The organism is Brevibacterium sp. LAARM3_SD1, assembly GCF_057364765.1.
In genome coordinates, this window is record NZ_JBNFOL010000010.1 from 42,964 (window position 1) to 69,677 (window position 26,714).

Genomic DNA, 26,714 nt, shown 5'->3' on the forward strand with positions numbered 1-26,714 from the left:
CGGCCACGTTGTCGCGGTACTGCTGGCGGGTTTTGATGAAGGCCTTCGGGTTGCTCGTCGTGCCGGAGGAGAAGAGCATGAGGAACGGCTCGGACGGTTCGCGGACGGTCGGCGAGGTCGTATCGGCGGGATCGACGGCGGCCTCGCAGGCATGCAGCTTGGCCGCGGTGATGACGGTTCCGGTCCAGCCGGCGGCGGCGAGCGCCTCGGCGAGGACGTCCGAGTCGCTGATGACGAGGCCGATTCCCGTGGTCGTGATGACTCCGACCTGGTGGCTCAGCGGCCAGCGGGGGTCGATGGTGGCCGAGACCGCGCGAAAGCCGGCGAGGCCCGCGATGATGCGAGAGGTCTCGAACGCCGAGGTGAGGCTCACCGCCGTGATCGGGATGTCCTGGGTTTCGGGAGCAGGCGCCGGCGGGGCGGTCTGGGCGCCGTGGAGGGCGTCGACGGCGGCGCACAACGTGGCCGAGTCCGTGACGAGTTCGGCATACGTGAGGGAGCGCTGGACTTGTGCGCCCTCGGCAGAGTCGGCGCTCTCGTCCGAGGCAGATCCACCGGAGGGGCTTCCCACCAGCGCCAACCGATCCGGATCGGCGGCCGCAACCTCGAGGATCCTCGACGTGATGGGCATTTCCGTCCTCCTCGAACTCGTTCCTCGCGGGCCCGTTCCGGGCCAGCACGTGCCCATTCCTCAGCCGGCGTCAGCCTGCCCCGGGCACAGATCCTCAGTATAGGAGCGGCTCGATCGGCCCGTGGGTCAGGGTTGTCCTCCGCCGACGTGCCTCCTGCGAATGGCTTCGCCGCGACATCCGCGCAGAGTTCGAGGTGGATCCACCCGCAGAGAACACCCCTGCCCACGCAGAAAGGGCTGGCCCACATTCAAGACAGCGAAGAACGGGCTGGGTGTCGAGAAACGCATGCGCACACGCGTTTCTCGACACCCATCCCGTTTCTCGACGAAGGTTGAGGCCAACCTCGAGTCAGTCAGCCACGTAGTACATGCGCTTGTTGACGAACTCGTCCATGCCGTAGGGGCCGAGCTCGCGGCCGAAGCCCGAACGCTTCGTGCCGCCGAACGGGATCTCCGCGCCTTCACCGGCAGGGGTGTTGACATTCGACATGCCGACGTCGAGGCGCTGGGCGAGCTTCGCGGCGCGCTCCTCATCCTTAGCGAACACGGCGCCGCCGAGGCCGAAGCGAGAGTCATTGGCCAGGGCCAGTGCCTCGTCATCGCTGCTGACCTTGTACACGGTGGCCACGGGACCGAAGAGCTCTTCGCGGTAGGCGTCCATCTCCGAGGTGACTCCGGTGAGCACGGCAGGCGAGACGTAGGCCGAACCGTCGGCGGCGAGTTCGCCGCCGACGAGAGTCGCACCCTGCTCGACGGCGCGGTCGAGCTGCTTGCGCAGATTCTCGGCGGCCGAACGCGACGACAGGGGCGAGTACTTCCCGTCGCCCGCCTCGGCGGGGGTGCCCTTCTCCCAGGACTGGGCACGTTCGGTCAGTCCGGACACGAAGTCGTCGTAGATGTCGTCCATGACGATCATCCGCTTGTTCGCGTTGCAGACCTGGCCGGTGTTGTACAGGCGGGTGCCCCAGGCGGTGTCGACGGCCTCGTTCATATCATCGGTGTCGAGGACGATGTAGGGGTCGGAACCGCCGAGCTCGAGCACGGCCTTCTTGAGGTACTTGCCCGCGGTCGCGGCCACGGCCGATCCGGCGCGCTCGGAACCGGTCAGGGACACACCTTCGACGCGGTCATCAGCGATGATCGTCTCGATCTGCTCATGAGTGGCGTAGATGTTGTTGTACACACCCTCGGGAATGCCGCCTTCCTTCATGAGCTCGGCGATCTTCGCCGAGGAGCGCGGGCAGATCTCCGCATGCTTGAGGATGATCGTGTTGCCGAGCACGAGGTTCGGTGCGGCGAAGCGAGCGACCTGGTAGTACGGGAAGTTCCAGGGCATGATGCCCAGCAGCGCACCGACCGGGCGACGCTGGATGAAGGCCTTGCCGCCCGACATCGACTCGATCGGCTCATCGGCGGCGAACTTCGGTCCGTTGTCGGCGTAATAGTTGAAGATCGCCTCGCAGAACTCGGCCTCTTCCTCTCCTTCCGCGGTGGGCTTGCCCATCTCCTCAGCGATGATCTTCGCGAGCTCTTCTTTGTGCTCGCCGAAGAGAGCGGCGACCTTGTTGACGATCGCTGCGCGTTCCTCCATCGTCTTCTCGCGCCAGCTCAGGTAGCCCTTGTGTGCGGATTCGAGGACCTGCTGGACCTCTTCGTCGGTGGCATTGTCGAACTTCTCGACGACTTCACCGGTGGCCGGGTTCTCGACACGGTAGCCGCCTGCAGAACTGCCTACGTTGCTCATTCCAGACTCCTTTGACTTTGTGCGCGCCTGTTGGCGCCGCTGAAGCAATTGCATACCTCTTTGCCGCCCGAATCGACGGAATGCGTATGCCTGCCACCCACGCTATCAATACGTGACCCGTGCAACAAGTGCCGAAACCTGGGGGAATCCTCTGTCCCCGATCGCCCATGGTCCTCTCGCCGAGGCGGTGCGGATTCCGAATCGATCACGACGAAATCCGAACCGCCCGGCGGCGGGAACTCACCGACCGACGAGGTCGAGCCCGGCGCGCACGATAGAGTCCGTGTCGATCCCGTGGATCTCGTGGGCCTCCCCCACCGAGGAGGCCTGACCGAAGTCGGTGACGCCGAGGTTCCGTGTGCGATCCCCGCGCACCCCTGACAGGAACGCCAGAGTGTGCGGGTGACCGTCGAGGACGGTGACCAGCGGTGCGGGATGTTCGGCGGGGAAGAGCTCGTCGGCGATGGCCGAGCGGACACTCGAGCGGACCCGAGACCGATCCTGCACCGACCGGAACACCTTCGACGGTGAGCTGAGGCAGACGACTCCGGCCCGCACACCCAGGGATTCCAGTCGGGCCGCCGCCGCGATCACTTCGGTCATGATGGCCCCGGCGCCGACGAGGGTGACCTCGTCCTCGGCGGCCGGTCTGGCCGAAAGCCGGTAGCCGCCGGCGATGACCTGGTCACGGCGGCGTTCCCGCAGCAGCGGATCCTCGGGCACGCTCGCGAGCTCCTGGGCCACGGGCCGCGTCGTCAGCCGGAAGTAGCCGGAGTCGCCGTCCGGGTCGGCGAGTTCGCGCAGCGCTTCGAGCAGGGTCCACTCGAGGTCCTGGGCGAAGGCCGGCTCCCAGCTCGTCAGGCCCGGGATCTCCAGAGTCACCGAGGGTGTGTTGAACGACTGGTGCGCCCCACCTTCCGGCGCGAGCGACACACCCGAGGGCGTGCCGACCATGATCGAACGCCCACCCGCGTAGAGGCTGAAGGTCCAGGGTTCCAGGGCCCGGTTGATGAAGGGATCGTAGATCGTGGCGATCGGCAGCAGCGGCTGTCCCCAGCGCTGCCCGGTGGACCCGAGCTCTCCGGCCAGGGAGACGAGATTGACCTCGGCGATGCCGAGTTCGATGTGCTGTCCGCTCGTGCCCTCCTGCCAGCGCAGCACCCGTTCCCGGTCATCGGAGAACCAGTCATGCCGGCCAGCCGGGGACCAGATCCCAGTCTTGTTGATCCATCCGCCGAGGTTTGTCGAGGTCGCGACGTCCGGCGACAGGGTCACAACGCGCTGGGCCACCTCGGGGGCGACGTGCTTGAGGTCGGAGAGGAACCGGCCAAGCGCCGCCTGCGTGGAGATCGTCGGTCGCGGGGTGAAGCCCAGTTCGGCAGGCACCGCGGCCACGGCATGGTTGGTGACCGGCTCTCGCCGCAGCCGCTGCGCGGTCTCGGCACAGAATCGGCCGGCCGGGGTGTCCGGAGCGAAGGCGACCCAAGGGTCATCGAGGTCCATCCCCGAGGCGGCAGCGAGTTCGCGCATCTGCGCTTCGGTCAGCTGCGCGGCATGGTTGCCGGGATGGCCTTCCGTGGCCAGCCCCTTGCCCTTGATCGTGTAGGCGAAGACGACCGTCGGCCGGTCGTCGTCGATGGCGTCGAACGTCGACACGAGTTGGCCGAGGTCATGTCCGCCCAGGTCACGGATGAGGGAAGCGAGACCGTCCGCGTCGAAGCCGTCGATGACCGCGGACAGGGCGGCCGCCTCGGTGTCGGTGAGACCCGCGAGCAGCCGGTCGTGGATCTCGGACGGATGGGCGCGCAGCAGCCGCTGGTATTCGGGATTGGGCATCTGCACGAGCCGATTCTTGAGCGCCTCACCGCCGGGGGCCGCGAACACGGCTTCGAGTCGGCGCCCCCACGGACAGGTGAGCACCTGCCACCCGGCGGCATCGAACATGCCCTGCAGACGGCGGATCTGGACATCGGGAATGACCCTGTCGAGCGACTGCCGGTTGAGATCGACGATCCACACGATCTCACCGAGGCTGCGCACCTCCGGATCGATGATCGCCTCCCACACCGCCCCTTCGTCCATCTCCGCGTCGCCGAGCAGGGAGTAGAAACGGCCGGCTCCGGGGTCTCGGGGAACCGGTCGGAGACGTAGCGGTGGGACAGCGCCGCCCAAATCGGGGCGGTCGCCCCGATGCCCACGGACCCGGTGGAGAAGTCCACCGTGTCCGGGTCCTTCGTCCGTGACGGATAGGGCTGGAGCCCCCCGCGGCTGCGCAGCGTATCGAGGAATTCCTCGCCGAGGTCGCCGAGCAGATAGTTGATCGCGTGGAGGACCGGCGAGGCATGCGGTTTGACCGAGACGCGGTCGATCGCGCGCAGTCGGGTGAACCACAGTGCGGTCATGATCCCCGTCATCGAGGCCGACGAGGACTGGTGGCCGCCGACTTTGACCCCGTCCGGGTTGACTCGCCCCCGGTTGGCACGGTCGATGATCGACGTCGCCAGCCACAGCACGCGCTGGGCGATCTCGTCGAGGACCTCCTCGTCGCCGGAGGCCGAGGCCCGCAGCGGACGGTCGTTCGTCCCCGGCGGGCTGACCTGCAAGGAGGTCTCGAATTGGTGGCGGTCCATGTCCTGTGCGCTCGGTTCCTGTGCGGTGCTCATCGTCAGAAGATCTCGGAGTAGGCGTTGAGGGCGAGCTGTCCGCCGAGGTGGGCGTAGAGGACGGTCGAATCCTTGCCGATCGTGCCGTCCCCGACGAGGTCGAGAAGTCCGGCCATCGACTTGCCCTCGTAGACGGGGTCGAGGATGACGCCTTCGAGTTGCGCGGTCGTGCGGATCGCGTTCACGGTCGTCTCGTCGGGGATGCCGTAGGCCGGGCCTTCCCAACCGGTGCGGATATCGACGTCGTCGTCTGTGATCTCACGCCCGAGGCCGATGAGTTCGGCAGTGGTGTTCGCGATCCTCTTCACCTGGTCGCGGGTCTTCTCGATCGTGGCCGATGCATCGATTCCGATGACCTTGCGAGGGCGCCCGCCGGCGGCTTCGAGAGCCGCGAATCCGGCGATCATTCCGGCATGGGTCGAGCCGGTCACGGTGCACACGACGATGGTGTCGAAAAAGACGCCGAGTTCCTTCTCCTGTTCGACGACCTCATACGCCCAGTTCGCGAAGCCGAGTCCGCCGAACTTGTGCTCGGAGGCACCGGCCGGGATCGGGTAGGGCTTGCCGCCTGATTCTTCGACCTCGGCCAGGGCGTTCTCCCAGCTCGAGCGGATGCCGATGTCGAATCCGGCCGCGTCGAGGCGGACGTCGGCACCCATGATGCGCGAGAGCTCGATATTGCCGACCTTGTCGTTGACCGGGTCCTCCCAGTCCACCCAACGTTCCTGCACGAGGCGCGCCTTCAGTCCCAGGTGAGCGGCGACGGCGGCGACTTGGCGGGTGTGGTTGGACTGGTAGCCGCCGATCGAGACGAGGGTGTCCGCGCCCGAGGCGAGGATGTCGGGAACGATGTACTCGAGCTTGCGGGTCTTGTTGCCGCCGAAGGCGAGTCCGGAGTTGACGTCTTCGCGCTTGGCCCAGACGCGGGCCCCGCCGAGGTGGTCGCTCAGTCGGGGAAGCTCGTGCACGGGGCTCGGTCCGAAGGTGAGTGGGTAGCGATCGAAATCGGTGATGGCCATGGTGTCCTCTGTTTCTCTGGGGCTGTTCTCAGCGGTCTGAGTTATCTGGGGTTTGTCTCTGGGACGGCTGGTGCTCTCCGGGCGATCGTTCGCCACGCAGTGTGTCCTGAATCGCATCCGGCAATATGCAATATATTGCATTCTGCAGATGGCTACAATAGGTCAGAGTTCGAGTCCCATCCCGCGGGACGAGACCTACCCACACAGAGACAAGGTGACCGAGCGTGCCGATCCCCACGGATTCCCCCACCCCGCAGCGCAGCCTGCTGCGCGATGACGTCTATCGGTCGATCCGCGACGCCATCGTCCGCGGCCAGCTCGCCCCCGGCGAACAGCTGCGTGATCAGGAGCTCGGCGCCTGGCTGCAGGTGTCCAGGACCCCCGTCCGCGAGGCCTTGCAGCGCCTCGCCCAAGCCGGACTCGTCGTCGCGGAGCCGGGCCGGATGACGCGCGTGGCCCCAGAGGATCCGGAACTCATCCTCGCTGCCCGGCAGATCGCCGCCGAACTCCACGGTCTGGCGATCGACCTCGCCTTCCCCGCCCTCGACGAAGCGGCGCTGGCTGAGATGGAGCAGGCGAACGGCCGATTGAGCGCGGCCCTCGCGGCCGGCGATGCCGAGGCGGCGATCGCGGCCGATGACGACTTCCACGAGGTGGCCCTCACTCGATCCGGCAATCCCCTCATTCCCGATCACCTCGAGGTCGTCACCGCCACTCTGCGCCGAGCGGAGTTCCTGCACTTCGAATCGGTGGAGGGATCGGCCTCACCGGAGCAGCACACCGAGATCATCGCCGCCGTCCGTGCCGGTGAACATGCGCATGCCGTCGCACTGACGAAGGCGAACTGGTCAACCATCGAAGGGGATTCGCCGCAGACGGCCTGAGTCGAACACCTTCCGACTGCGGATTCCGAATCGGCAACACCACTGCCTCCTCGACAACGCCACCGTCATAGCCAATTCATTTAGTCATCTGATGACTTGTGCTAGAGTCCTCACCACGATCACCGACGATCAAAGGACTGACGATGTCATCAATGACGAAACGCATCACGACCACCCTGCTCGCGACCGCCGCGAGCGCTGCTCTTCTGACCGGTACAGCTGCGGCCCCAGGAATGGCCGCCACCGCACAGACAGCACAGACCGCACCTGCGCATTCTGCCGCCGCTCACACCACCGGCAAGAAGGCATCGACGATACCGGCCGCCCCGTCGGCCGGCTGCGGCACCGAGCAGAAGCCCGGCAATGATGAGAAGACGATCCCTACGGAAGACGGCGAGCGCAGCTACCGCATCAACATCCCGCGCGACTACGAGCTTGAGACTCCCCTGCCGCTCGTCCTCGGGTTCCACGGCAACGGGTCCGACGGTGCCGAGTTCCAGAACTACACGGGACTGCCGACCCTGCCCGCGATCACCGTCTTCCCCGACGGCGACGAAAGCGATGGCAAACGTTCCTGGCAGGGTGCTCCTTACGCCAGCGGTGCCGATGACGTCGCGTTCGTCGCCGATCTGCTCGATTCGATCGAATCCGAGCACTGCATCGACCTCAATCGGGTCTATGCCACCGGCAAGTCGAACGGCGGCGGCATGGTCTCCGTCCTCGCTTGTCACCTGCGCGATCGCTTCTCCGCATTCGCTCCCGTCGCCGGCGCGTACTACCCGCAGTCGACGGAGGGCTGCGACTACTCGACCCCGACGCCGATGCTCGCGATCCACGGCACGGGTGACGCCACGATGCACTACGAGGGAGGTCACCGCCAAGGCGAGGACTACCCCGGTGTGCGCGAATGGATCCAGCCCTGGGCGGGGGCCTCCGGCTGCACGAAGTCCGCTGACCGCCAGGTCGGCCGCAAGGGCGAAGATGTCGTGCGCACCCAGTGGGCACAGTGCAGCGAAGGAAAAGAAGGCGGCCGCTCACCCGGCAAGCCCGGCGGATCTGCCGCCGTCGAGCTCTACTCCGTCGCCGACGGCGGCCACGTCTGGCCAGGTGAAGTCGTCTACAGCGGCGGCGGATATGTCACTGAGGATTTCTCGGCCACGGACACGATCTGGGACTTCTTCCTCAACCACCCGGGCGCCACCAAAGGCCCCGCCCAGAAGTGACCGTTGACACGTCCACCCCAAAGTGATTAGATGACTTAAACACTTGAAGGAGAGCACCATGACGTCCACCGTCGGACTCGTCGAACGCCTCACTCGCGAAATAGTCGACACCATCCGCTCCGAGAACCTGCAGCCCGGGCAGACCCTACCCTCGGCGAAGGTCCTTGCCGCACGCTTCGAGGTCACCGTGCCCACCGTCCGGGAGGCCCTTCGCCGGCTCGAGGCCACGGGTTCGGTCGAGCTCAAGCACGGTTCGGGCACCTACGTCCGCGAAGCGATCAACCGCCGCATCCTCGACAACCCGCACTATGTGCCCGTCGACCTCGCGGCGGCCATCGAACTCCTCGACGCCCGCATCGCGATCGAGCCCGGCATCGCCGAGCTCGCCGCGGCCGTTCAGGCACCCGACGCCGTGGCCTCCATGGAGTCCGCGCTCGACAATGCGCTGCAGGTCGAGACCGCGGTCCCGGCCGGTCACTTCCACGTCGAACTCGCTCGCGCTTCGGGCAACCGTGCGCTGCACGAGATGCTCGTGTCCCTGCTGGCCATCCACTCCCGCACCCAACAGGCGGCACGCACCAGCTACGACCGACTGCGCGATCACGACGAGCACGCGGACATCCTCGACGCGATCCGCCGCGGCGACGGATTCGAAGCCTCCCACCGCACTCGCAAGCACCTCGAAGCGATCAAGGCGGCCGTCCTCGCCGATTGGACCGACGAACCCGACTCCGCGCAAGGAACCCAGTAATGACCCGCCTCACGATCACGGAGATCCGCTCGCATATCCGCGACTACGCCGAACTCACTTCATTGGAGGTCGAACTCGCGAAGGACCGAAACAGCCTGCTCGTCCTTCCCGTCGGCGCCTGTGAACAGCACGGTGACGGCCTGCCTCTGGGCACCGACAACATCCGCGCCGCTCACGTCGCCCGTGCCGTCGTCGACAGACTGTCTGTCCTCGATGAACGCGCCGGTGGAGATCAGAACAGAGCCTTCGTCCTGCCCGGCATCGACTACGGCGTCTCCCCGCACCATCGCTTCCTGCCCGGCACGATCAACATCGGCCCGCAGCTGTTCATCGACCTCGTCTCCTCGATCGTGCGCCAGCTCGCCGATGCCGGATTCGACAGGCTCCTCGTCATCACCGGACACGGCGGCAACCTCTCAGCCCTCGGCGTGGTCCAGCAGGCCCTGCTCGCCACCCACCCCGACTTCGTCTTCGCCTACGCCCCGGTCTCCGGCTTGGCCACCGAGGCGACTGCCGCCCTTCCCCGTACCGAGGTCAGCGGCCACTGCGGAGAGTCCGAGACCTCGCAGATGCTCGCCATCGACGAATCCCTCGTCGATTCTGGCCATCTCAACCCCGGCGCCACCCGGCTCGACGATCTCGACCCGCGCGCCCGACTCTCGCGAACGAAATCACCGTCAACAGCGGTGACGTTCGATCGCTACGCCGACAACGGCGTCCTCGGCGATCCACGGACCGCCACGGCCGCGGCGGGGAGGACATCCTCGGCGAGGTCGTCGACCGACTCGTCGCCTACTGTCAGGAGCTGCAGAGACTGTGACACCCGCTTCTCACTGACCGGCCGCCCGGCCGAGCACCCCACCACCGATCACCCGATTCCAGTGCCGTAATCACCGTGCCCTGGTGGACCCTGCCCGAAAATCCCGCCTGAACTCTCAGGAGCTCACAATGAAACCGACCCAGACCACCGCCTCCGCGCAGACCGACGAGCACGAGAAGCTGCCGCTGGTCATCCGCGCCCTCAACGTCATCGAAGTCGTCGGCAACAAGCTGCCGAACCCCTTCTGGCTGTTCTGGATCCTCGCGGCGATCCTCGCCGTGCTCAGCCTCATCCTCTCCCTCGCCGGCGCGGGAGTCGAGGATCCCGGCACCGGGGAATGGACCCCGGTGAACAATCTTCTCAGCGGCAGCGGCATCGCCATGGCCGTGAGCACCGCGCTCGACGCCTATGAGACCTTCCCCCCGCTGATCACGATCATGGTCGTCATCATGGGCGTGGCCCTGGCCGAGCGCACGGGACTGCTGTCGACGGCGATGAAGGTCTCGATCGCCCGCGTCCCCGCCGGACTCATCGTGTTCACGGTTGCGTTCATGGGCACGGTCTCCCACGTCGCCTCGGCGGCGGCCTATGTCATCCTCGTGCCGCTCGGCGGGATGGTGTTCAAGGCCGTGGGCCGCTCCCCCGTCCTCGGCGTCATCGTCGCCTACACCTCGATCGCCTCCGGCTACGACGCCAGCCCGATCCCGACGCCGAACGACGCGATCTTCGCGGGCATCACGACCGCCGCGGCGAACATCATCGACCCCGACTACATCGTCACCCCGATCGGCAACTGGTACTTCAACATCGCCAGCTCCTTCCTCCTGGCCATCGTCATCACGATCGTCACCGAGCTCGTGCTCATGAAGCGCGACAACCTCGAAGCCGACGAGGATGCCGAGCACGAAGACCTCGTCATCACCGACACGGAGCGCAAGGCACTGCGCTACGCGATGTTCGCCGTCATCGCCGCGGTCATCGCCATCGTCGTCCTCGTCGTCCCGGACGGTGCGCCCCTGCGCGGCGATGGCCCCTTCGGCGAGTCCCCGTTCCTCACCGGAATCGCCTTCCTCATCGCCATGCTTTTCGGCATCGGCGGCATCGTCTACGGCTTCCGCGAGGGCACGATCGAGACCTGGTCGGACGTGCCGAAGCTGATGGGTCAGGGGCTCGCCTCGATCTCCGGGGTCCTCGTCCTCTTCTTCGCCATCGCCCAGTTCCTCGAGTACTTCGAGTGGACGAACATCGGCATGCTCGTCTCGGTCTCCGTGTCCGAACTCTTCACCGGGCTCGGTCTGCCGACGTGGGTGGTGTTCATCCTCGTCCTGCTCGTGCTCTCCGTCGTCAACGTGCTCATCACGTCCGGCTCGGCGATGTGGGCGATCATGGCCCCGGTCATCGTGCCGCTGCTCATGCTGCTCGAGGTGCCGCCGGAGACCTCGCAGGCGATCTTCCGCATCGCCGACTCGGGTTCGACGGCCATCACCCCGATGAGCCCGTACTTCATCCTCGCGCTCGGCTTCATGCAGAAGTATCAGAAGAACGCCGGCATCGGCACCCTCGCCTCGCACACCCTGCCGTTGGCCGTGTGCATGACGATCAGCTGGAGTCTGCTGTTCTTCCTGTGGTGGGGCCTGGGCATTCCACTCGGTCCCGATGCCCCAGTGCGCTGAGGTGCATTGAGATGCGCTGACCGCGCCCGCTCCGGTATTCGCCGCAGCCACCGATACCTGGTCAACGCCAGGCCGGGCAAGGCCGATTCCATGCCGAACAGGACGATGTGCGCGGCAAGGGTGACTGACTTCTGAAACGAGTTCTGAAAGCTGAGTTTTGAAAGTTTTGTTCACGGCTCTTCCCGGCCCGCTCCTCGTCACCGAGTCCGAACCTCCGGGCCCTGGACGCGGGCCCGACCCTCGATTCGAAGACCACGAATACAGCATCTGATCTGGAATGATGTCGCCACGCCCGATCTGGCAGGTAGGCTTTCCACGCGGTCATACGGCCGCCCGAACTCTCCCCCCTTGAGAACACCGGCAACAAAAGATGTTGACGCTCAAACTTCAGCCGCGATACTGTCGGGTAACACCCCGTAGTAACTTACGTCACACGCTGATGCCCACCGAGCCTTCGGTGGTCAAGTGGTCAAGGAGGATCAATGAAGTTCCGCAACCCCAGCCTCATCCGCAGGCTCGTCTCGTCTCATGCCGGTCGCATCGCCATGGTCGCGATTCCCACCGGCGTCGTCTCAGCCATGCTCATGGGCGGGGTAGCCCAGGGTGCGGTGCCGGTCTCGTTCGCCATCTCCGGCACTCAGTTCAAGATCTCCTCGACGGAGCTCGATGGAACCGGCTTCTCCCAGTACAGCGGAGTCGCCAAGGACGCAGAAGGCGCCAAGCACTCCGTCGTCACCGCAAACATCAAGAACGCGAGCCTGGAGAACCTCTGCCAGTCGGCCGTGCAGGAAACTCCCCTGGGCAAGGTCGGAATCCTCATCAAGGCCGGCGGCAAGGGCGAACCAGCCACGGCGAAGGACCTGCAGATCGGCATGACCGGACTCGAGGGCGATGCGTCGTTCAAGAACATCCGGATCGGCGTCGATGCCTCCGACGTCAACACGAAGGAAAAGGGCAGCAAGGGCGACTTCTCGCAGGACGCCGATACCGTCAACATCAAGGACCTCAAGCAGGATTCCTGGTCGACCACGGCCTCGGTCTTCACGCTCAAGGACATGTCGCTGAAGCTCACCGACGGATCTGAGCAGTGCGACTGATGAGGGACTCAGCAGCCAACGGGCAGCCGACCGATGAACGGGAGGCCGCCGATCAGGAGGCAACCGTGCAGAAGACGAGCCTGCTTGCGCTGTCCCGGCGGAGTCGACGCGCCGATGAGCAGAGCGACTCTTCCGAATCCGGCGTCGAGACGGCCGAGTTCGCCGTCCCGGCGCCGGAGGCCGGGGATGCCGACAGCAGCGAGGGAGCCGAGATGAGCGAACGCGCCGAGAAACGCCAGGGGTTCAAGCACTGGCGTCGGCAGCGCCCCTTCATCGGAGGAGTGCTTGCCGTCCTCGGAGGAATCGAGCTGTTCTTCTCCGGACAGTTGGACCTCGGCAACATGCAGATCCAGTTCGGCATCGAGGGACTGCAGGCGACGGTCTTGCCGATCGCCATCGTCGTCCTCGCTCTGCTGTCGATCTTCCGCCCCACGCATCACGTGTTCTACGGGATCATCGCCCTCGTCCTCGCAGTCTATTCACTCATCGGAGTGAACCTCGGCGGGTTCATCATCGGCATGCTGCTGTCCTCCGTCGGCGCGATCCTCATCGTCGCCTGGATGGGACCGCGCGGGCCGAAGGAGTCCGAAGCCGCTGAGGGGGAGACTGCATGAGGGCACCCAGCCGCCGCACGGCCTCAATCCTGGCGGCAGCTGTCCTGATCCTCCCGACGACTCTCGGGGCGGGTTCGGTTGCAGCCGCCCAATCGTCACCGCTGTGCTCACTCGTGGGCACCTGCGATGACAAGGATTCCGCAAAGACCCAGGACCCCGCACCTGCGGATGACCTGTCTCCCGGCATGCCGGTGAAGCCCAGTGATCCGCCGACGTCCGACCCCTCGCTGCCCGCACCGGGCCCCACGGATGAACCGAGCGAGGAGCCGACGGAGGAGCCTTCCGAAGAACCCACGGACCCGGGAGGAGGCCTGGGACTCGATGAGCCCAGTGACGACCCGACCGAGGACGAGGACTCGGAGGAAGAAGGCAACGGAGAGTTCCCATCCGAAGCACAGATGGATGAGAACGCGCCGACCTTCACGGAGACTCCGGCTGCGATGGGATCCGAATCCCTGTCGTTCAAGGGCCTCAAGGGGATTTCGTTCGTCTCGGTGCCCACCGCTGACGGCGGGTCCATAGTGGTGCTGAAGATCCAGGCCGACGAGATCACGATCGAGGAATTCTCGCTGACGGTGAAGCCGCCCGAGGAGCACGAGGGATTGGTGACCACGGCCGACACGATGACGCTCAGTGGCAATGTCACTACTTACATCGGTTCGATCACCGCCCAGACGAAGGACGGGAAGTCGCTGACCATCGGGCCGGAGACCCCTCCGCCCATGGACGACGTCGAACCCGGACTTCTGCGAGTCACGATGGGGCTCGTCGGCTCCACCGCTGATTCGATCTCCTACTCCAACACCGATCAGAAGCTCAAGAAGGCCGAAGACTGACCTTGAGTCAGAGGGAAAGGCCCGAAGGCCGCGGACTCAGTCCGCGGCCTTCTGCCGTTCCTGCTTCTTCCGGCGCAGATTATCGCGGACCTCGCGCAGCTTGTCGCGTTTGCGCTTCCGCCCCGCTTCGGCGGCCTTGATCTGCTCCTGGGTGGGTTCGTGGTCACCCATACCGACCTGGAGCTCGACGGGGGTGATCTCCCGCATCACACCGGCGTCGATCTTCTTGCGCAGCCGCAGGATCTCGAGGCGGAGGATGCGGGCGAGGAAGTAGATGCCGAGCAGGTTCGGGAACGCCATGAGGAAGAAGATCGCATCGGAGAAGGCGATGACCGAGTCCAGCGACATCGATGCGCCGACGATGACGCCGAGGATCCAGAAGATCTGATAGCCCTTATCGGCGGCCTTCGAGTTGTTCGTCAGGTAGCCCAGCGCCTGCTGACCGTAGTAGCCGTAGGCGAGGATCGTCGAGAACGCGAAGAGCACGACGGCGATGGTGAGCAGGATCGGGAACCAGCTCGAGACCGTGCCGAAGGCCTGCGCGGTCAGCCCGATTCCATCCTCGGTGCTTTCCCTGTAGAGGCCGGTGGTGATGATCGCCAGCGAGGTCAGGGTGCAGATGATGACGGAGTCGATGAGCGGCTCCCACATCGCCACGAATCCCTCCGTGGCCGGCTTCGTCGTCTTCGAAGCGGCATGGGCCATACCGGCGGAGCCGATTCCCGCGGCATTGGAGAACAGAGCTCGCTGAATTCCGACGATCGCCACGCCCACGGCGCCTCCGGCGGCTCCGCTGGGGCTGAAGGCACCGGTGAACATGAGCGCGAAGGCATGGGGGATCTGCCCGGCGTTGAGGACGAGGATGACGATGATCGAGACGAAGTAGAGAATCGCCATGAGGGGAGTCAGCTTCGACGTCCACTGTCCGATCTTCCTGATCCCGCCGAGGATGACCAGTGCGGTGAAGGCGGCGATGATCGCGCCGATGAGCCAGAGTTTGTCGGCGAAGAAGCTCGACTCGTCTCCGGTGGCCTGAACGATGATCGCGGCCGCCTGGTTCGCTTGAAACAGGTTGCCGGCTCCAATGACGCCGAGTACGGCGGTGAGCGCGTAGAAGGCGGCGAGGAACTTCCCGAGCTTGGGTCGGCCGATCTCGGCCAGGCCTGCCCGTAGGTAGTACATCGGTCCGCCGGAGACGGTGCCGTCCTCGTTGATCTGCCGGTATTTCACGCCGAGTGTCGCCTCGGCCATCTTCACGGTCATGGCGAAGAAGCCGAAGATGATGATCCACAGGGCGGCGCCGGGGCCGCCGATCGTGATCGCCACGGCCACACCGGCGATATTGCCCAACCCGACGGTTCCGGAGAGTTCGGTGGCGAGCGCCTGGAAGCTCGAGACCTGTCCCGGGTCGGTCTTACGGGTGAAGCGCCCGCGGATGATGCCGATGGAGTATCGGATTCCGGTGATCGGCTGGAAGCGGAGGTAGACGGTGAGGAAGACGGCGGCGGCCATGAGCCACACGACGATGAGCGGAATGCCGAGCGAGCCGATCTGCAGCTCGAAGAAGACGATATTGCTGAAGGTCTGTGCCGCCGGACCGAGGAAGGATTCGATGGCCTCGTCGACTCCGGCGGCGACGAGATTGTTCCCTGTGGCGGAAAGGTCGGCCGCGGAGGCGGTGTGGGCGAGATTTTCGGTTATGGAAGTCATATCTGCGGGCGCGTCATTGCGTTTCGTCCGGAGGGTTGGTCCGGGACCGGCACCTGTCATCAACGTAGCAACCGGATAGACCGGTGTCAGCGATCGCTCAGGAAAAGTGCGTGGCTCTGAGGGTTCTCACAATTTCTTGAGTTTTCAAAGACCTCCGGAACTCCCCTGACCAGTGAGCAGCGTCTCCTCGCCCATCGGACTGCACTCGCCTATCCGCCGGACGGACTTATCCGTCCTGCCGAGCGGAGAGGAAGTCGACGAAGGATCCGGCCAAGCGGCGGCCTGCTTCCTGGAGTTCTGCGTCGTGAGCCTCGACCTCCGCGATGATCGAGTCCTCGGTCTTGCCTGCGGGCAGGGCCAAGTCATTGCCGTCCAACCAGCGAGCGATCTGTGTCGCATCCGTTTCAGGATGGAACTGGGTGCCCCACGCGAATTCGCCGAGGCGGAAGGCCTGGACCGGGGCGTCGGAACCAGTGATCAGGAGTTCGGCTCCGGGCGGCAGCGCCATCTCCTCCTGATGGAAGAGCACGGAGGGCAGCGACTCCCCTTCAGTCTCCCCAGCGCCGGTTGACCCGCCACCGGCCAGCGCCCCGAAGACCGGGTCGGCTTCCCTTGCGGAGGTGACACCCAGTTCGTAGATCCCGATCTGCGGGTGTGCCCGCCGAGTGATCGGAGCATCGCCGGCGACAGCGAGCATCTCGCCACCGAGACAGATGTTGAGGCTCGGGAACTCCCCGGTGATCGACCGGCGAAGCAGGTCCCTGACCTCGGGGAACCAGGGATTCTCAGCGTCCTCGGTGGGCCCTGCGGATCCGCCGAGGACGATGAGAGCATCGAACGAACCGAGCTCCGGAATGACCTCGCCGAGGTACGGACGGGTCACCACCACCTCGGCGCCGGCTTCGGACAGCCATTCACCGAACCGCTGCGGTCCAGTGCCACGTTCGTGTTCGATGGCGAGGATGCGCACCCGGCGCTGGGAATCGATGCTCATGGCTCCATCCTCTCACCCTCCATGCGTCTCTATTCGGCGGTGACGTAGGCCGAGGAGATACCGCCGTCGACCGTGAAGGTCGAAGCGTTGACGAAGGAGGAGTCGTCGCTGGCGAGGAAGGCCACGGCGGCGGCGATCTCCTCAGGTTCGGCGAAGCGCCCACCGGGGCAGTGGACGAGTCGCCGCTGCGCCTGCACGGGGTCCGAGGCGAAGAGCTCACGCAGCAACGGGGTGTTCACCGGTCCCGGGCACAGTGCGTTGACGCGGATGCCGTCCTTCGCGAACTGGACGCCGAGCTCACGGCTCATCGACAGGACTCCGCCTTTCGACGCCGAGTAGGAGATCTGCGAAGTCGCCGCTCCCATGAGCGCGACGAATGACGCCGTATTGATGACCGACCCCGAGCCCTGCTTGACCATGTGCTCGAGGGCGTACTTGCTGCATAGGTAGACGGAGGTGAGGTTGACCGTCTGCACCCTCGCCCAGGCCTCGATGTCGGTGGTGAGGATCGAATTGTCGTCGGTCGGGTTGATACCGGCGTTGTTGAAGGCGACGTCGACGCGTCCGAAGTGCTCGACGGTGCGGGCGAAGAGGTTCTTCACGTCCTCCTCATCGGCTACGTTGACTCGCACGAAGAGTCCGCCGAGCTCGTCGGCGACCTCGGGTCCACGCACTTCGTCGAGGTCGCCGATGACGACCTTCGCGCCTTCTTCGGTCAGACGGCGGGCGCTGGCGAGTCCGATGCCCGAGGCACCGCCGGTGATGACGCAGATCTTGTCCTTGAGTCGGTTTGCCGCAGTGGTCATGATTCTCCTGATGATCGTGGTGATGAGGTGGCAGGTGGATTGGTCAGCGCGCTGGCCGGGTGGCGAAGAAGACGTTCTTGACCTCGGTGAATGCGGACACGGCGTCGGGGCCGAGTTCGCGGCCGAGTCCGGACTGCTTGAATCCACCGAACGGGGTCGAGTAGCGGACCGAGGAGTGCGAGTTCACCGACAGGTTGCCGGCCTCGACTCCGCGGGAGACCCGCATCGCCCGGTCGAGATCGTTCGTCCAGATTGAGCCGGAGAGTCCGTATTCGGTGTCGTTGGCGATGCGCAGAGCATCCTCTTCGGTATCGAAGGGGACGACAGAGAGAACGGGGCCGAAGATCTCCTCGCGGAAGTCGGCCGTCGCTGTGTCGGGCGGGGTGAGCACTGTCGGCGGAAACCAGAAGCCCGGGCCTTCGGGTGCAGAGCCGGTGAAGGCCACCTCGGCGGCGGCCACATAGCCGGCGACCTTCTCTCGGTGAGCTGCAGTGACCAGCGGACCCATGTCCGTGTCCTCGCGGCTAGGATCCGCACAGGCGAAGGACCCGACGAAGGATTCGAGTGCGGCCATGAAGTCGTCGTAGATCCCGCGCTGGACGAGCAGCCGGGATCGGGAGCAGCAATCCTGGCCGGAGTTGTCGAAGACGCCTCCGGGGGCAGCGGCCGCGGCGGCCGCGACATCGGCGTCGTCGAAGACGATGTTCGCGTTCTTCCCGCCGAGTTCGAGAGTGAGGTTCTTCACCTGCGCTGCACAGCCGGCCATGATCCTCTTGCCCACCTCGGTAGATCCGGTGAAGACGACCTTGCGTACGGCCGGGTGGGTGACGAAGCGCTCCCCGACGACGGATCCCTTGCCGGGGATGATCTGCAGAACGCCCTCGGGCAAGCCCGCTTCGAGGGCGAGCTCGCCGATGCGGATCGCGGTCAGGGGCGTGATCTCGGCGGGTTTGAGGACCACGGTGTTCCCGGCTGCCAGGGCAGGGGCGAAACCCCACCCGGCGATGGGCATCGGGAAGTTCCAGGGGACGATGACGCCGACGACGCCGAGCGGTTCGGCGAAGGTGATGTTCACTCCCCGTCGACGGGGATCTGCCGACCGAAGAGCCTCTCCGGCACCGCCGCATAGTATTCGAGGACATCGCGGACGTTGCCGGCCTCCCATCGGGCGTTGCCGATCGTGTGTCCGGCGTTGGCGACCTCGAGCCGAGCGAGCTCTTCGTTGGCCGCGTCGACTTTGTCGGCGAAGCGCCGCAGGAGCCTGGCGCGATCGGCGGGGGCGACGGTCCGCCAGGATTCGAAGGCCCTCGCCGCCTTCTCGATCGCTCGGTCCGTCTGCTCGAGGTCGGCGAGTTCGACGTCGGCGATCGGCTCTTCCGTCGCCGGGTTGATGACGGTGTAGATGCTCACTTCGGTGCTCTCCTTGTTCCTCTGTCTGTCGCGTGTCGTCGTGCCGCTCGAACGAGGGCGCGGACGACTCGGTCGTCATCGGGGGCGTGTTCGGGATGCCATTGGACGGCGAAGAGCCATCCGCCGTCAGCCGGATCTCCTGTCTGATTCACGGCCGGGTCCGGTTCGATGATCTCGACGAGTCCTTCGGGACTGCGTCCGGTCGCCCGCAGACCGTCGCCGAGGCGGTCGATCCCCTGATGGTGATAGCAGGGTGCCGTGGTTGCCTCGCCGAGGATCTCCCTGGCCAGTGACCCGGCTTCCGTGGTCACCGTGACCTCGCCGTAGACGCCGGGGGCGGGCTGATAGTCCGAATGCCCGAGCGACTCCGGCAGATGCTGGCTCAAGGTGCGCCGGCGCGACGTTGATGACCTGCATCCCGCGGCAGATGCCGAGCACAGGCAGTCGGCGCTGCCGCGCGGTCGCCAGGAGCATCATCTCGCTCGAGTCGCGGAACGGGTGGGACACGGTCGTCTCGTGCGGATCCTGACCGTACTCGGACGAACCGACATCGGCTCCTCCGGCCAACAGCAGGCCATCGACACGGTCGAGGACCGCAGGGGCCTGACCGTGGGGCGGCAGGAGTACGGGGATGGCACCGGAGGCGGCGACCATGCGCACGTAGTCGCCCGGGATGAGAGCCGCCTCGGTGTCCCAGACTCCCCACTGGGCCCGCTGCATGTAGCAGCTGATGCCGATGACGGGGTCAGAGTCGTTCGAAGCCACGGAGCCTCTCCCAGTCGGTGACAGTTGCGTTGTAGGCCTCGAGTTCGATGTCGGCCGCGTGGACGTAGTGGCGGACGACGTAGTCGCCGAACGCGTCCTCGGCGATCTGCGATACCTCCAACCGGTCGCGGGCACCCTGGAGGGTGGTGGGCAGTCGGGAGGCACCTGCGGTGTAGGCGTTGCCTTCCGTGATCGCGGGCAGTTCGAGGTCTTTCTCGATCCCGTGAAGTCCCGCCGCAATGAAAGCTGCGGTGGCGAGGTACGGGTTGAGATCGGCCCCGCCGACTCGGCATTCCACGCGCAGGGAGGGCCCCGAACCGACGACGCGGAAGGCGCAGGTGCGGTTGTCGAAGCCCCAGGCGACTGCGGTCGGGGCGAACGAACCTTCGACGAAGCGCTTGTACGAGTTGATGTTCGGGGCGAAGAAGTAGGTGAAGTCCTCGATGCAGGCGAGCTGACCGGCGATGAATTGCTCCATGAGGGTCGAGAATCCATGTTCGCGGTCTCCGGCCATGACCATATCGCCCTCAGCCGAGCGGAAGCTCAGGTGAATGTGGCACGAGGAGCCCTCCTTCTGGTCGTATTTGGCCATGAAGGTGATCGACTTCCCGTGCTGGGCGGCGATCTCCTTCGCCCCGTTCTTGTACACCGCGTGGTCGTCGCACGCCCTGAGGGCGGGCTGGTAGCGGAACGTGATCTCGTGTTGGCCGAAGTTGCATTCACCCTTGGCCCCTTCGACGAAGAGCCCGGCCCCGGCCATCGAATTGCGGATGTCGCGCAGCAGAGGTTCGACTCGGGCGGTGCCGAGAAGGGAGTAGTCGACGTTGTACTGGTTCGAGGGCGTGACCTCGGTGTACTTCGAGGCGAAGGCCTCCTCGTAGCTCGAGTCGAAGGTGATGAACTCGAGTTCGGTGCCGACATGGGCGCTCAGCCCATGGTCGGCAAGGCGGGCGAGCTGGCGCTTGAGGATCTGACGTGGGGAGGGCGCCACCTCGGCGCCGGTGGTCGTCAGGAGGTCGCAGTTGACCATCGCACTGCCCGGCTGCCAGGGCAGGAGGCGCAGGGTCGCAAGGTCGGGCTTCATCACCATGTCGCCGTATCCGGTCTCCCAGGAGGAGACCTCGTAGCCGTCGACGGTGTCCATGTCGACGTCGACGGCGAGCAGGTAGTTGCAGCATTCGGAGCCGTGGTCCATGACGTCTTCGAGGAAGAACTGGACGCCGAGTCTCTTGCCCTGCAGGCGACCCATGTGATCGGTGATGGCAACGACCACGGTGTCGATCGTGCCCTCGGCGGCGAGTCGGCGGAGTTCGTCGACGGTGAGCGGTTCGGCCTGGATCGACCCTCTGGAGGTCCTCTGCTCCGAGGTGGGCGAGGTGGGTACCGGAATCTCGGTCATGCGGCGTTCCTTTGCTGTGCGGGGTGGTTGGAGGTGGGTCGTGCGGGCTACTTGAGGCCCTTCTCGGCGGCCTCGATCTGTGCGAACTCCTCCTCGGGGGCGCTCGCGACAAGGCGGTGCCGGGAGTAGAACCAGAAGTAGGCGAGCGCGACGAGGAAGACTCCGGCGGCGATGCCGGCGGCGAGGATGTCGACGAAGAAAGTGGCGATGACGGCCACCGAGGCGAGCACGAGGGCGATGGAGGTGGTGACGACGCCGCCGGGGGTGCGGTAGCCGCGGGGCAGATCGGGTTCCTTGACGCGCAGTCGGATGTGGGAGAGGTTGAGCAGGACGTAGGAGACCGTGGCACCGAAGACCGCGACGTTGAGGAGGACTCCGCCATTGCCGTCGACGCGATCGCGAGGATGAAGCCGATGGTGCCGGGGACGATGAGCGCGAGGACCGGGGTCTTGCGCTTTCCCGTCAGGGACAGCCACTTTGGCAGGTAGCCGGCGCGCGAGAGGGCGAAGAGCTGACGCGAGTAGGCGAAGATGATCGAGAAGAAGCTCGCGATGAGTCCCGCCAAGCCCGCCCAGTTGACGAAGGTCGCGAGGACGGAGTTCTCGCCGTAGATCGTGCGCAGGGCTTCGGGCAGCGGATTGTCCGATTCCCCCATCGCCGAGGCGCCTGCGAGTCCGGGGACGAGGAGGAGCATGAGGGCGCCGAAGACGACGAGCACGGCCATTGCCGTGATGATGCCGCGCGGCATGTCCTTCTTCGGGTTCGCCGATTCCTCGGCGGCCAGCGGGACGCCTTCGACGGCGAGGAAGAACCAGATACCGAAGACGAGCGAGGCGAGCAGGCCGGAGATGCCCATCGGCATGAATGCCGATGACCCGAGTGCGCCGGTGGGTTCGATGTCGAAGAGATTGCCGGCATCGAAGTGGCCGACCGCGGCGACCACGAAGACGATGAGGGCGATGACCGCGACGGCGGTGATGACGAACATCAGCCGCAGGGCCTCACCGACTCCCCATAGGTGGATTCCGATGAAGACCGCGTAGGCGACGAGGTAGATCGTCCAGGTAGGCACCGATTCGGGCAGAATGCCGAGCGCCTGAACGTAGCCGGCGATGAAGGTCGAGATCGCGGCCGGAGCCATCGTGTACTCGATGAGGATCGCCATGCCGGTGGCGAATCCGCCCAGCGGGCCGAGCGCTCGGCGGGCGAAGCCGTAGCCTGCACCGGCAGTCGGCAGAGTGGAGGAGAGTTCGGCGAGGCCGAAGACCATGCACACGTACATGAGTCCCATGAGGAGGAAGGCGATGAGCAGACCGCCCCAGCCGCCTTCGGCCAACCCGAGGTTCCAACCGGAGAAGTCTCCGGAGATGACGTAGGCGACGCCGAGGCCTGCGAGGAGGATCCAGCCGGCCGCGCCCTTCTTCAGCTGTCGCTTCTCGAGGTAGTGCTCATCGACATTGCCGTATTCGATGTTCTTGGTCATGGCTGCCCTCGGGTTCTGGTGAGTCTCAATCTCGTCGTGGTCGAACAGTCGCCCAATGGATCGTTACCAGACCATTAGACTGAGACGAATGTAATCTGACTCACAGACGACTGTCAAGGATTTTCCGCGAGAGTGGAAGAATCGACGAAGACGAGTTGAGTTGCGAGACCAGGAGAGGAGGCAGACTTGGACAGAGCAGAAGAGCCTGGCGGCCCAGGGACCGCGGGCAGCCAACCCCGCCCGGGAGGCAAGCATGTGCGCGGCGGAAATGTGTTCGAACATACGATTGCGGAGCTGCTGCGAGCGATCCGCCTCGGCAAGTACCTCGTCGGCGACAAACTGCCGGCCGAGCGCGAACTCGCCGCCCAGGTCCGGGTCTCGCGGGCGACCCTGCGGCAGGCGCTCATCGAGCTTCAGACTGCGGGCATCGTCACGTCCCGTCGCGGTCGCTACGGCGGCACCTTTGTGACCCGACTGCCGTCCGCCGACACCGATGAGCGCATCGACCCCGGCGAGCTCGATGATGCCGTCCGGTTTCGCTTGGTTCTCGAGACAGCCGCGGCCCGCATCGTCGCCGAGCGAGACCTCTCCCCGACCGAGGTCGCTGCCCTGACCGCAGCGGAGACGGATTGTCGTACGGTGTTCGCCTCCGCCGAACAGTTCCGCGTGCTCGATGCCAGATTCCACCTCATGATCGCCGAACTCACGCACATGCCGTCACTCATCTACGCCTCAGCGAGCACTCGCGATCGGGTCAACGCCCTGCTCGACCGGATCCCCTTCATCCATACGAACGTCGAGCACTCCTGCGATCAGCACCGAGAGCTCGTCGACGCCATACTCGCCTCTGACCCTGATCGTGCCGCCGATCTCGCCGCACAGCATGCGGAAGGCACCGAGAAGCTGCTGCGCGGATTCCTCGAACAGAGGTGAGACCAGCGGCGAATGCTCTTGAACCTGACACCGTGTCAGGTGGTGGACTGTCGCTGACGACGAGGAGAGCACATGAGGATCGGTGAATTCGCGCAGCTGGGGCAAGTGTCGGTGCGCATGCTCCGCCACTATGAGTCGATGGATCTGCTGACACCGGATTCGGTCGACCCGTTCACCGGACACCGCAACTACACAGTGGCGCAGCTGCCGCGGCTCAACAGAATCATGGCGCTCAACGCCCTAGGGATCCCGCTGCGGAAAATCGCCGAACTTCTTGATGCCGACCTCAGCACGACCGAGCTGACCGGCATGCTCAATCTGCGTCGTCATCAACTACGAGCCGAACAGTCGGCAGCAGCCGCGAAGCTGGCCGAAGTCGAATTTCGGCTGGCACTCATCGAAGGGACAGACATGAGCCATCCAGACTGCATCATCAAGGAACTGCCTGCGGAGAGAGTCCTCGGACAGACGGTCGTTCTCGGCGAGCCGCCGTTCGACACGTCTGAGATCGGAACGCTGTTCGGCAGCGTGGCCGACCGTCTCGCTGAGGCGGGACTACGACACGCAGCCGGCGTCGGCATCTACTCCGACACCGGGCACGGAACCGAGGTCACCTGCGGGTATCGCACGGAATCAGTTGAGGGGCTTGAGAATCTGCAGATCACAGAGCTGAAGTCGTGCACTGCGGCGACTCTCATCCACGAGGGGTCGATGAGCCGCATCGGCGCCAGCTGGCAGCACCTTTCCGAGTGGTGCATCAGTCAGGGGTATTCCCTGACAGGCCCGTGCCGCGAGGTCTATCTCGAAACGGGGGACAACGCCGCCTCCGACACCTCCGTCCAAGCGGGATGGATCGTCGAACTCCAGCAGCCGATCATCGTGTGACATCCTCGGCGCAGCCGAAGCAGACGGCAGAAGGCCCGCACCACGACGGTGACGTCGTTGGGTGCGGGCCCCAGCCGCGCCTCGGCGAAGGTGTGCCGGTCAGCGCGCCAGCGAAGTCGCCTCCGCACCACCGGTGACGGCCTTGCCGGCCACGACCTTCTTGCGCAGGGCGAGGAAGAACAGGACGAGGCTGACGGACAGGGCGATGTGCCCGAGGCCGGCGATTCCGGCGATCATGGCATTCGGCTCCTCGCCGAGGACGGTGAGGGAACCGTGCCAGACCATCATCGACGCGGTGAGGATCACGCCTGAGTTGTAGAGCCAGAAGAACCACGAGAACAGCTTCGTGTCGGAGAGTCCGAACACCTTGTCGAGCGCAAGGACGATGAGGAGGACGATGAAACCGAGCGTGAGCAGGTGAGTGTGGACGAGGCCGAGCTGTGTGAACTCACCGGACGGGAAGCCGTTGGCCTTGGTGAACTCGCGGTAGAACAGTCCCGAGAGAACGCCGATGATCATGTACGTGAAAGCTGCGTTGAATATCTTCTTCATGCTTCCACTTCATCAATTCGTGGGCGCGATTTCCTGACCCACGGGATTGAACTCCATCCCCAACTTTCGATTGATGTTCCATCACACAGGCGCGTGGGGCCGACGGCGCCCTATCTCTCACCCGGCGACGAGGCGGCGCGCCTCCTCCTGATGCGCGGCGATGAGCGCTTCCTTATCGAGTGCGTGTCCGTCCACGCCGATGGCTTGGCCGTCGATGACCCGCCACTGCCCGCCGACCATCACCCGATCGGCTTTCTCCGCGCCGCAGAGGACGAGCGCGGGAATCGGGTCGTGGGATCCGGAGAATGCGAGGCCGTCGAGACGGAACATCGCAAGGTCGGCCTGCTTGCCGACCTCGATGGTGCCGATATCATCACGACCGAGTGCCGCCGCCGATCCCTTCGTCGCCCAGTCGAGGACGCGGTCGCAGGTGACCGCCTCGGCGCCGTAGCGCAGACGTTGGATGTAGAGGGCCTGGCGGACCTCGCGGATGAGGTTCGAGGCATCGTTCGACGCGGATCCGTCGACGCCGAGCCCGACATTGACTCCGGCGTCCTCGAGTTCGACAGCGCGGGCAATGCCCGAGGCCAGGCGCATGTTCGACGTCGGGCAGTGTGCGACGGAGACCCCGGCGGCGCCGAGACGACCTATCTCCGAATCGTCGAAGTGCACGCCGTGTGCCAACCAGGTCCGCTCCCCCAGCCAGCCGACAGATTCGAGGTAGTCGACGGTGCGCAGTCCGAAGGTCTCGCGGCAGAAGTCCTCTTCGTCGATGGTCTCGGCCAAGTGGGTGTGGAGACGGACATCGAGGTCGGCGGCGAGTGCGGCGCTGTCGCGCATGAGCTCGGTGGTTACGGAGAACGGGGAGCACGGGGCGAAGCCGATCTGGATCTGCACGCCGGGTCCTCGCTGGTGGTAGGTCTCGACGAGGCGGCGTGAGTCGGCGAGGATGACATCCGATTTCTGGACGGTCTGCTGCGGCGGCAGTCCGCCGTCCTCCTCACCCAAGGACATCGACCCGCGGGTGAGCATCGCGCGCATGCCGAGTTTCCGGACGACGTCGACCTGGATGTCGATGGCCTCGTCCATGCCGGTCGGGAACAGGTAGTGGTGATCGGCGGCGGTCGTGCACCCGGATTCCAGGAGTTCGGCCATCGCCACGGTCGTGGCGAGTTCGAGCGCGCGCGGAGTCAGTCTGGCCCAGATCGGATAGAGGTTCTGCAGCCACCCGAACAGCGGCAGGTCCGCGACGGGCGCCCATGCCCGAGTCAGCGTCTGATAGAAGTGATGATGCGTATTGATCAGTCCGGGAGTGATGACGTGTTCCGAGGCGTCGATGATTTCGAGAGACCCGCCGGCGTCGAGAGCCCCTACGGCCCCTGCGGACGTGGGTTCGCCACCGGACGTGGGTACACCCCCGGATCTGGGCTCGCCACCGGCGGGAACGAGTTCCACGATGGTCCCGGTGGTCCGATCGATGACGATTCCCCGCGCCGCCCGGTTCGGGTCGACACCGGCACCGAGGTGGACGGCCAGCGGATCGCGCAGCCAGACCCGGTCTGAGGGAGAGGTGCCCGGCATTTGGGAGTTCCCCGATGTCGGGGAGCTCCCCGGTGCCGAGGAGCTCCCTGCGGTCGGTGTCTCGGTTTCGTTATTGCCGATCATCGTGTCGCCTTTCCTCTTGAACCGTGCGCGACGAGCGCGCACTATTGGTCAGTGGCGACAGAACTAGGGCCGACGCCACCAGCTCAGGTTTTCCGGCGTCTGCTGCTCCGCCGGTCGGTATCCCATCCGGGATCCCCGAATGTACCCACCGGTCGGC

The 26,714-nt window shown here is 65.4% G+C and carries 22 protein-coding genes and 3 pseudogenes; 12 read left to right on the forward strand and 13 right to left on the reverse strand.

Annotated elements, in window-relative coordinates; genetic code table 11:
• Positions 1-77: 77 nt before the first annotated feature.
• A complete protein-coding gene (locus tag AC2W7L_RS07880; RefSeq protein WP_486004000.1) occupies positions 78-734 on the forward strand; it encodes a hypothetical protein in 657 nt (218 codons plus the stop codon).
• 246 nt (positions 735-980) lie between these two features.
• On the opposite strand, the gene AC2W7L_RS07885 is transcribed toward AC2W7L_RS07880, so the two are convergent.
• Both AC2W7L_RS07885 and AC2W7L_RS07890 read right to left on the reverse strand, forming a co-directional pair.
• Positions 981-2,375 (reverse strand): NAD-dependent succinate-semialdehyde dehydrogenase, encoded by a 1,395-nt coding sequence (locus AC2W7L_RS07885; RefSeq protein ID WP_486004001.1) that lies wholly within the window; start codon positions 2,373-2,375, stop codon positions 981-983.
• Between the two features lie 240 nt (positions 2,376-2,615).
• Positions 2,616-4,457 (reverse strand): transketolase-like TK C-terminal-containing protein, encoded by a 1,842-nt coding sequence (locus AC2W7L_RS07890; protein WP_486004002.1) that lies wholly within the window; start codon positions 4,455-4,457, stop codon positions 2,616-2,618.
• Positions 4,458-4,775: 318 nt separating this feature from the next.
• Between AC2W7L_RS07890 and AC2W7L_RS07895 the strand changes: the two genes are divergently transcribed.
• On the forward strand, positions 4,776-5,066 hold the full coding sequence (locus AC2W7L_RS07895) for a hypothetical protein (protein ID WP_486004003.1): 291 nt from the start codon (positions 4,776-4,778) through the stop codon (positions 5,064-5,066).
• Here AC2W7L_RS07895 and AC2W7L_RS07900 read toward each other — a convergent pair.
• Positions 5,041-6,057, reverse strand: coding sequence for a 1-aminocyclopropane-1-carboxylate deaminase (locus AC2W7L_RS07900; protein WP_486004004.1), 1,017 nt, complete (start codon positions 6,055-6,057; stop codon positions 5,041-5,043). The genes AC2W7L_RS07895 and AC2W7L_RS07900 overlap by 26 nt on opposite strands.
• Before the next feature lie 224 nt (positions 6,058-6,281).
• Here AC2W7L_RS07900 and AC2W7L_RS07905 point away from each other — a divergent pair, with 224 nt between their 5' ends.
• The 8 genes from AC2W7L_RS07905 to AC2W7L_RS07940 all read left to right on the forward strand — a co-directional run bounded on the left by AC2W7L_RS07905 (position 6,282) and on the right by AC2W7L_RS07940 (position 13,955).
• Entirely contained in the window at positions 6,282-6,941 is a 660-nt protein-coding gene (locus AC2W7L_RS07905; RefSeq protein WP_486004005.1) for a GntR family transcriptional regulator, read from the forward strand.
• Between the two features lie 152 nt (positions 6,942-7,093).
• Positions 7,094-8,164 carry a CE1 family esterase gene (locus tag AC2W7L_RS07910; protein WP_486004006.1) on the forward strand — a complete coding sequence of 357 codons (1,071 nt, stop codon included), beginning with the start codon at positions 7,094-7,096 and terminating at the stop codon, positions 8,162-8,164.
• A gap of 58 nt (positions 8,165-8,222) precedes the next feature.
• Entirely contained in the window at positions 8,223-8,915 is a 693-nt protein-coding gene (locus AC2W7L_RS07915) for a FadR/GntR family transcriptional regulator (protein ID WP_486004007.1), read from the forward strand.
• Positions 8,915-9,805 carry a creatininase family protein gene (locus AC2W7L_RS07920; protein ID WP_486004008.1) on the forward strand — a complete coding sequence of 297 codons (891 nt, stop codon included), beginning with the start codon at positions 8,915-8,917 and terminating at the stop codon, positions 9,803-9,805. Before AC2W7L_RS07915 ends, AC2W7L_RS07920 begins: the two co-directional genes overlap by 1 nt.
• 58 nt (positions 9,806-9,863) lie before the next feature.
• Complete coding sequence (locus tag AC2W7L_RS07925; RefSeq protein WP_486004009.1) at positions 9,864-11,408, forward strand: AbgT family transporter; 1,545 nt, start codon at positions 9,864-9,866, stop codon at positions 11,406-11,408.
• Positions 11,409-11,890: 482 nt separating this feature from the next.
• On the forward strand, positions 11,891-12,505 hold the full coding sequence (locus AC2W7L_RS07930; RefSeq protein ID WP_486004010.1) for a DUF6230 family protein: 615 nt from the start codon (positions 11,891-11,893) through the stop codon (positions 12,503-12,505).
• Positions 12,505-13,119: a DUF6114 domain-containing protein gene (locus AC2W7L_RS07935; RefSeq protein WP_486004011.1), complete on the forward strand. Its 615-nt coding sequence runs from the start codon at positions 12,505-12,507 to the stop codon at positions 13,117-13,119. The genes AC2W7L_RS07930 and AC2W7L_RS07935 overlap by 1 nt, the downstream gene beginning before the upstream one ends.
• Complete coding sequence (locus tag AC2W7L_RS07940; protein WP_486004012.1) at positions 13,116-13,955, forward strand: hypothetical protein; 840 nt, start codon at positions 13,116-13,118, stop codon at positions 13,953-13,955. The genes AC2W7L_RS07935 and AC2W7L_RS07940 overlap by 4 nt, the downstream gene beginning before the upstream one ends.
• 36 nt (positions 13,956-13,991) lie before the next feature.
• Here AC2W7L_RS07940 and AC2W7L_RS07945 read toward each other — a convergent pair whose 3' ends face one another.
• The 8 genes and pseudogenes from AC2W7L_RS07945 to eat form a co-directional block, all read right to left on the reverse strand.
• Positions 13,992-15,665, reverse strand: a complete 1,674-nt coding sequence (locus tag AC2W7L_RS07945) for an alanine/glycine:cation symporter family protein (RefSeq protein WP_486004013.1) — start codon at positions 15,663-15,665, stop codon at positions 13,992-13,994.
• Positions 15,666-15,891: 226 nt separating this feature from the next.
• On the reverse strand, positions 15,892-16,659 hold the full coding sequence (locus AC2W7L_RS07950; protein ID WP_486004014.1) for a type 1 glutamine amidotransferase: 768 nt from the start codon (positions 16,657-16,659) through the stop codon (positions 15,892-15,894).
• A 29-nt stretch (positions 16,660-16,688) separates the two neighbouring features.
• Positions 16,689-17,465 carry a 3-oxoacyl-ACP reductase gene (locus AC2W7L_RS07955; RefSeq protein WP_486004015.1) on the reverse strand — a complete coding sequence of 259 codons (777 nt, stop codon included), beginning with the start codon at positions 17,463-17,465 and terminating at the stop codon, positions 16,689-16,691.
• Positions 17,466-17,508: 43 nt separating this feature from the next.
• A pseudogene (locus AC2W7L_RS07960) lies at positions 17,509-18,875 on the reverse strand (aldehyde dehydrogenase family protein).
• Positions 18,872-19,261, reverse strand: coding sequence for a gamma-glutamyl-gamma-aminobutyrate hydrolase family protein (locus AC2W7L_RS07965; protein WP_486004016.1), 390 nt, complete (start codon positions 19,259-19,261; stop codon positions 18,872-18,874). Before AC2W7L_RS07965 ends, AC2W7L_RS07960 begins: the two are co-directional and overlap by 4 nt.
• A 70-nt stretch (positions 19,262-19,331) precedes the next feature.
• A pseudogene (locus AC2W7L_RS07970) lies at positions 19,332-19,595 on the reverse strand (gamma-glutamyl-gamma-aminobutyrate hydrolase family protein); the annotation flags it as partial.
• Positions 19,596-19,620: 25 nt separating this feature from the next.
• Positions 19,621-21,039 carry a glutamine synthetase family protein gene (locus AC2W7L_RS07975; RefSeq protein ID WP_486004017.1) on the reverse strand — a complete coding sequence of 473 codons (1,419 nt, stop codon included), beginning with the start codon at positions 21,037-21,039 and terminating at the stop codon, positions 19,621-19,623.
• Positions 21,040-21,086: 47 nt separating this feature from the next.
• Positions 21,087-22,522 (reverse strand): annotated as a pseudogene (eat, locus tag AC2W7L_RS07980) (ethanolamine permease).
• Positions 22,523-22,708: 186 nt separating this feature from the next.
• Between eat and AC2W7L_RS07985 the strand changes: the two are divergent.
• On the forward strand, positions 22,709-23,455 hold the full coding sequence (locus AC2W7L_RS07985; protein ID WP_486004018.1) for a FadR/GntR family transcriptional regulator: 747 nt from the start codon (positions 22,709-22,711) through the stop codon (positions 23,453-23,455).
• A 72-nt stretch (positions 23,456-23,527) separates the two neighbouring features.
• Positions 23,528-24,340, forward strand: a complete 813-nt coding sequence (locus AC2W7L_RS07990; RefSeq protein WP_486004019.1) for a MerR family transcriptional regulator — start codon at positions 23,528-23,530, stop codon at positions 24,338-24,340.
• A 99-nt stretch (positions 24,341-24,439) separates the two neighbouring features.
• Here the strand turns inward: AC2W7L_RS07990 and AC2W7L_RS07995 are convergent, their stop codons facing one another.
• Positions 24,440-24,892, reverse strand: a complete 453-nt coding sequence (locus AC2W7L_RS07995) for a DUF2871 domain-containing protein (RefSeq protein ID WP_486004020.1) — start codon at positions 24,890-24,892, stop codon at positions 24,440-24,442.
• 117 nt (positions 24,893-25,009) lie between these two features.
• The gene (locus AC2W7L_RS08000) at positions 25,010-26,473 is read right to left on the reverse strand and encodes an 8-oxoguanine deaminase (protein WP_486004061.1); all 1,464 of its coding nucleotides are present in this window, start codon (positions 26,471-26,473) and stop codon (positions 25,010-25,012) included.
• Between the last annotated feature and the right edge of the window lie 241 nt (positions 26,474-26,714).